Source organism: Variovorax sp. P1_H12_2, assembly GCF_056405335.1.
On sequence record NZ_JBFUCI010000451.1, the window covers coordinates 1 to 4,968 of the forward strand.

The following is a 4,968-nucleotide window of genomic DNA, read 5'->3' on the forward strand; positions in this document are numbered from 1 at the left end:
CCCCATGACCACCTCCATCCACTGGTTTCTTCGTGCGCGACTCAAGACCCGGCAACTGCTGCTGCTGGTCACGCTGGCGGAAGAAGGGAACATCCACCGGGCCGCGCAGGTGCTCAACATGACGCAGCCGGCTGCCTCCAAGTTGCTCAAGGATCTCGAGGACGTGCTGGAAGTGCCGCTGTTCGAGCGGCTGCCGCGCGGCATGCGTCCGACCTGGTACGGCGAGACCATGATCCGGCACGCGCGCATCGCACTGGGCAGCCTGAATCAGGCGCACGAGGAATTGCAGGCCTTGAAGGCCGGAAGCTTTGGCCAGGTGTGCGTGGGCGCGATCACCTCACCAGGCCTCGCGTTGCTGCCGCCTGCGGTGGCAGCAGTCAAGCGGGAGCAGCCAAATCTGCGTGTGTCGCTCGAAATCGAAACAAGCCCGGTGCTTCTCGAGCGGCTGGAACAGGGCAAGCTCGACATTCTTGTAGCGCGCCTGTTCGAAGAGCACGACAAGTCACGTTTGCGCTACGAGGCCCTGACTCAGGAACTGGTCTGTGCCGTCGTGCGGCCAGGCCATCCCCTGCTGGGCACTGCGGACCTCGCGCTGCCGGATGTGGTCGACGCCAGCTGGATCGTGCCGCCAGCGGGCAGCGTGCTGCGCCACCGCTTCGAGCTGATGTTCCAGGAGGACGGTTTGGCGCCGCCCGTCAACACCGTCGAGACCGCAGCGCTACTGTTCCTCACCAGCATGCTGCAGCGAAGCGACATGATCGCGGTGCTCGCGGCCGACGTCGCCCGCTACTACGCTGCACACGGCATCGTGGCCTTGCTGCCGCTGGAGATGCCCTGCCATATGGACAATTTCGGGATCATCACGCGCACCGACCGCCTGCTGTCGCCTGCGGCGAAGGTGATGATGAAGGCGCTCAAGGTGGCCAGCCTGTCGGTCTACAACCGCAAGCTGGACCTCGCGGACTCAGCGCCCGCCCGGGCGCTCAGATCCAGCCCGCGTCCACCGTGAACTCCTGCGCCGTGCACATGGCCGCATCGTCCGATGCGAGGAACAGCACCATGCGCGCGATGTCTTCCGGCATGAGCTTGTCCGGCAGGCACTGGTTGCGCTGGAGCGCCTTCTCTCCCTCCTCGTCGAGCCAGAGCCGCACTTGGCGCTCGGTCATCACCCATCCCGGCGACACCGTGTTGATGCGGATGCGATCGCGGCCCAGGTCGACCGCGAGCCCCCGCGTCAGGCCGTTTACCGACGACTTGGCGATCGCATAGCAGGGATAGCCCGCGCCCTTGCCCTGCCAGCCCGTCGAGCCCAGGTTGATCACCGACCCGCGGCCGAGGCGCTTCATGCCCGGCACCACCGCCTGGATCGCAAACAGTGCGGGCCGCTCGTTGATCGCCATGCGCTCGTCGTAGTAGCTCGGCGTGATCGATTCCAATGTATGGCGGTCGTCGCTCGCCACGTTGTTCACCAGTACCGAGAAGTCGCCCAGCGCGGCCGCCGCGTCGGCGATGGCGACCTGCAGCGCGTCGATGTCCCGCACGTCGCAGCGGCGCCACCAGGGCGCTGGGTGCCCGTCGCCGGCGATGCGTTGCGCCAGCGCGCGGCTCGCCTCTTCGGCGATGTCGATGAATGCGACCCGCGCACCCTGCGCAGCAAAGGCCGACACCATGGCCGCCCCGATGCCGCTGCCGCCGCCGGTCACAAAGACCGTACGACCATGCAAGCTGGGGAAGTGGGCGTTTTTGGAAAGAGGGGAAGGGTTGGTGCTCAAGGAGGTCTCCACGTCGAATCTTGTCATTGCAAAAGAGATATCAAATAATTAGATATTTTCTATTTCTCATATCAATATGCCCTGATACGATCCGGCGCGTCAAGGCCCCCGGACTCTCCGTGGCGCCGCATTCGACGGAGTCGTCCATGACCGCACCCGCTGCCCCTGCCTCGATCCCGCCGCGCGCACTCGGCGCGCCCGAATGCGTCTGGTCCGCCGGCGCCACGCTCGGCGAGGGCGCGCTGTGGTCGCCCCGTGAGCAGGCGCTCTACTGGGTCGACATCCTGGCGCATCGGCTGCACCGCTGGCACCCCGCAGAAGGCCTGCGCCGGAGCTGGCAGTTCGAAGAGGCCGTCTCGGCGCTCGCCGAACGCGCAGACGCGCCCGGGCTGCTGGTCACGCTGCACCGCGGCTTCGCGCTCTTCGATCCCGCAGGGCCCGCGCAGGCGCCGCACTACCTCCATCAGCCGGAGCCGGACCGGCCCGGCAACCGCTTCAACGACGGTAAGTGCGACGCCCAGGGGCGCTTCTGGGGCGGCACGATGGATTTCGCCTGCGAGTCACCGACCGGTGCGCTCTACCGCCTCGACTCGGACGGCCGCTGCACCCGCCACGACCATGGCTTTGCCGTGACCAACGGACCGACCTGGTCGGCCGATGGCCACACGCTCTACTTCAACGACACCGTGCGTGGCCGCGTGCTGGCCTACGACTTCGACCCTGCCGCGGGCACGCTCTCCCAGCGCCGCGAGTGGATTCGCTTCGGGCCTGGCGACGGCCTGCCGGACGGCATGACGACCGATGCCGCCGGCCGCCTCTGGATCGCGCACTGGGGCGGCGCCTGCGTAAGCTGCCACGACCCGTCGAGCGGTGACGAACTCTGCCGCATCGCGTTGCCGACCTCGCACATCACGAACTGCGCCTTCGGCGGCTACGACTTCCAGACGCTGTTCATCACCAGCGCCTGCAGCGGGCTGAGTGCGGATCGGCGCGCGGCCGAGCCGCTGGCGGGCGGGCTGTTCGCGGTACGGATCGACAGYCCCGGCCTGCCCGCGCACCGCTTCGGCGGCTAAAAAGCCTGGAACGACGGCGCCCGGGCGGGCCGCCTCAGCGCACGCTGAAGCGGTGCACCGTCGAACTGCGGAACAGTTCGCCCGGCCGCAGCACGATCGACGGAAACTCCGGCCGATTCGGCGAATCCGGGAAATGCTGGGTCTCCAGGCAGAGTGCGTCGCCCTGACGCACCACTTCGCCCGAGCGCCCGACCAGGGTGCCGTCGAGGAAGTTGCCCGAGTAGAACTGCACGCCGGGCTCGGTCGAGAAGACTTCCATCACGCGGCCAGAGCCCTCGTGCTCGAGCCGGGCCGCCAGCGCCAGACCGTCGGCAGGGCGATCGAGCACCCAGTTGTGGTCGTAGCCGCGGGCGCGCACGAGCTGGGGGTGCGGCATACGGATGCGCTCGCTGATGCGCGTGGGCGTGCGAAAGTCGAACGGCGTGCCTGCAACCTCGGCGACGCCGGTCGGAATCAGCATGGCATCGACCGGCGTATAGCGCGAGGCTGGCAACGTCAGCACATGGTCGAGCGCCGAGCCGTGACCCGCGAGGTTGAAGTAGTCGTGGTGGCTCAGGTTCAGCACCGTGGCACGGTCGGTGCGGGCGCTGTAGTCGATGCGCCAGCATTCGGCGTCGAGCGTGTAGCGCACCTCCACGTCCAGCCGACCCGGGTAACCTTCCTCACCATCGTCGCTCGTGTAGCGCAAGGTGAGCGCGGTCTCGCCCGGCACGCCGGTATCGAGCGGAGAGATGGCCCACCAGCGCGCGCCGAAACCAGCAATGCCGCCGTGCAAGGTGTTCGGCCCGTCGTTGAGCGGCAACTGGAACTCTTCGCCATCGAGCGTGAACCGGCCGTTCGCGATCCGGTTGGCGCAGCGCCCCACGATGGTACCGAAGTGGGGGTTGCGCGCGATGTAGTCGTCCAGCGTGGGCAAGCCCAGGACCACGTTCGCGCTGGCACCGCTGCGATCGGGCACTTCCAGGGATGTGACGATCCCTCCCAGGTTAATGGCGCTCAGACGCAGCCCGGAGCCGTTGTCGAGCGTGTATTCGGTGACGGGATGACCGTCAGGCAACGCGCCGAGCAGGTTCGTGTCGAAGGTGGTTGGCATGGTTAACTGAGAGGCCTGACGCTGCGCGCCGACCCTTCTTTGGCCGAAGAGGACGGCTGACACGAGCCCGCAGCAAGAACGGTTTTGAATTCACTGCCGGCCCGGAACCAACGAGGGTTCGTGAGATGGTAGCCCGAGCAGGACCGGTTCACCGACGGGCACTTTCTGAGGTGGCTTCCGGTCGGCGGCCATCCGGCTAGGCAATCAACTTCGACAGATTTGCCAGCACATTTCGACCTAAGCGCAGCGGCGCGCAGTTCAATGTTCAACCTCAAAGGCGGCAATGGCGAAACCGTTCTGACCAGCGAGCGCTACACGACCAAACAGAGCGTCCGATTTCAGCTGGCAGGACATGCACCTTCACAGAGTTCGCGGCGGCCAGTGTGACCACTGGGCGCGAAAAGAAATGCCACATCGCATCGCATCGCATCGCATCGCATCGCATCGCAGCATGGTGCGTCCTCGACGGATTGCTACAGCAAAGCTCCTCTCCGGCGCGGTCGCGACGTGTCACAAGGTCACACGCACTTTGATAGGTGCTCGGGTGGGTGAAGGCAGTACCAGACGCCAATGGATGGCGTCCTCCGCCGGCGGCAGCCTCCCCTGCTTGCGTTCATGCGGTCAAACCCGCTTGACAGGATTTCACGAATTGATGATATTTATGATCATAAACACCAAACGCACATGCCACCCCAACCCAAGCCTCCCCTGCCGCGCGCCAAGCGCGTCAAACGCTCCGACCAAGTGGTCCACGGCATCAAGCGCTGGATCGTCCAGACGCAGCAACAGGTGGGCAGCAGGCTGCCCCAAGAGAAAGAGCTGATCGAACAGATGGGCGTTTCGCGAGGCACAGTGCGCGAAGCGCTGGCCGCGCTGCAGGTGCAGGGGCTGGTGGCCCTCAGCACCGGACCGAACGGCGGCGCCACGCTCACGCAGACCTCCTACGAACAGTGCCTGGAGGCGGTGTCCAACTTCCTCTACTTCCAGCCCGTCGACATCACCATGCTGTACGCGTTGCGCCGCGTGGTCG

General features: G+C 66.2%; 6 protein-coding genes. 4 read left to right on the plus strand and 2 right to left on the minus strand.

The features are described from left to right. Positions 1–4: 4 nt before the first annotated feature. The gene (locus tag AC1D2K_RS29755; RefSeq protein WP_478093425.1) at positions 5–1,009 is read left to right on the plus strand and encodes a LysR family transcriptional regulator; all 1,005 of its coding nucleotides are present in this window, start codon (positions 5–7) and stop codon (positions 1,007–1,009) included. On the opposite strand, the gene AC1D2K_RS29760 is transcribed toward AC1D2K_RS29755, so the two are convergent. Then, the gene (locus AC1D2K_RS29760) at positions 984–1,799 is read right to left on the minus strand and encodes an SDR family NAD(P)-dependent oxidoreductase (protein ID WP_478093417.1); all 816 of its coding nucleotides are present in this window, start codon (positions 1,797–1,799) and stop codon (positions 984–986) included. The genes AC1D2K_RS29755 and AC1D2K_RS29760 overlap by 26 nt on opposite strands. A 119-nt stretch (positions 1,800–1,918) precedes the next feature. Between AC1D2K_RS29760 and AC1D2K_RS29765 the strand changes: the two genes are divergently transcribed. After that, entirely contained in the window at positions 1,919–2,845 is a 927-nt protein-coding gene (locus tag AC1D2K_RS29765) for an SMP-30/gluconolactonase/LRE family protein (RefSeq protein ID WP_478093419.1), read from the plus strand. 34 nt (positions 2,846–2,879) lie between these two features. On the opposite strand, the gene AC1D2K_RS29770 is transcribed toward AC1D2K_RS29765, so the two are convergent. Next, positions 2,880–3,938, minus strand: coding sequence for an aldose epimerase family protein (locus AC1D2K_RS29770; protein WP_478093427.1), 1,059 nt, complete (start codon positions 3,936–3,938; stop codon positions 2,880–2,882). Positions 3,939–4,199: 261 nt separating this feature from the next. On the opposite strand from AC1D2K_RS29770, the gene AC1D2K_RS29775 reads away from it, so the two are divergent. Together AC1D2K_RS29775 and AC1D2K_RS29780 are read left to right on the plus strand one after the other, a co-directional pair. Continuing rightward, positions 4,200–4,325 carry a YegP family protein gene (locus AC1D2K_RS29775; protein ID WP_478093421.1) on the plus strand — a complete coding sequence of 42 codons (126 nt, stop codon included), beginning with the start codon at positions 4,200–4,202 and terminating at the stop codon, positions 4,323–4,325. A gap of 297 nt (positions 4,326–4,622) precedes the next feature. After that, the coding region (locus tag AC1D2K_RS29780) for a FadR/GntR family transcriptional regulator (RefSeq protein WP_478093423.1) at positions 4,623–4,968 on the plus strand (346 nt) is incomplete at its 3' end.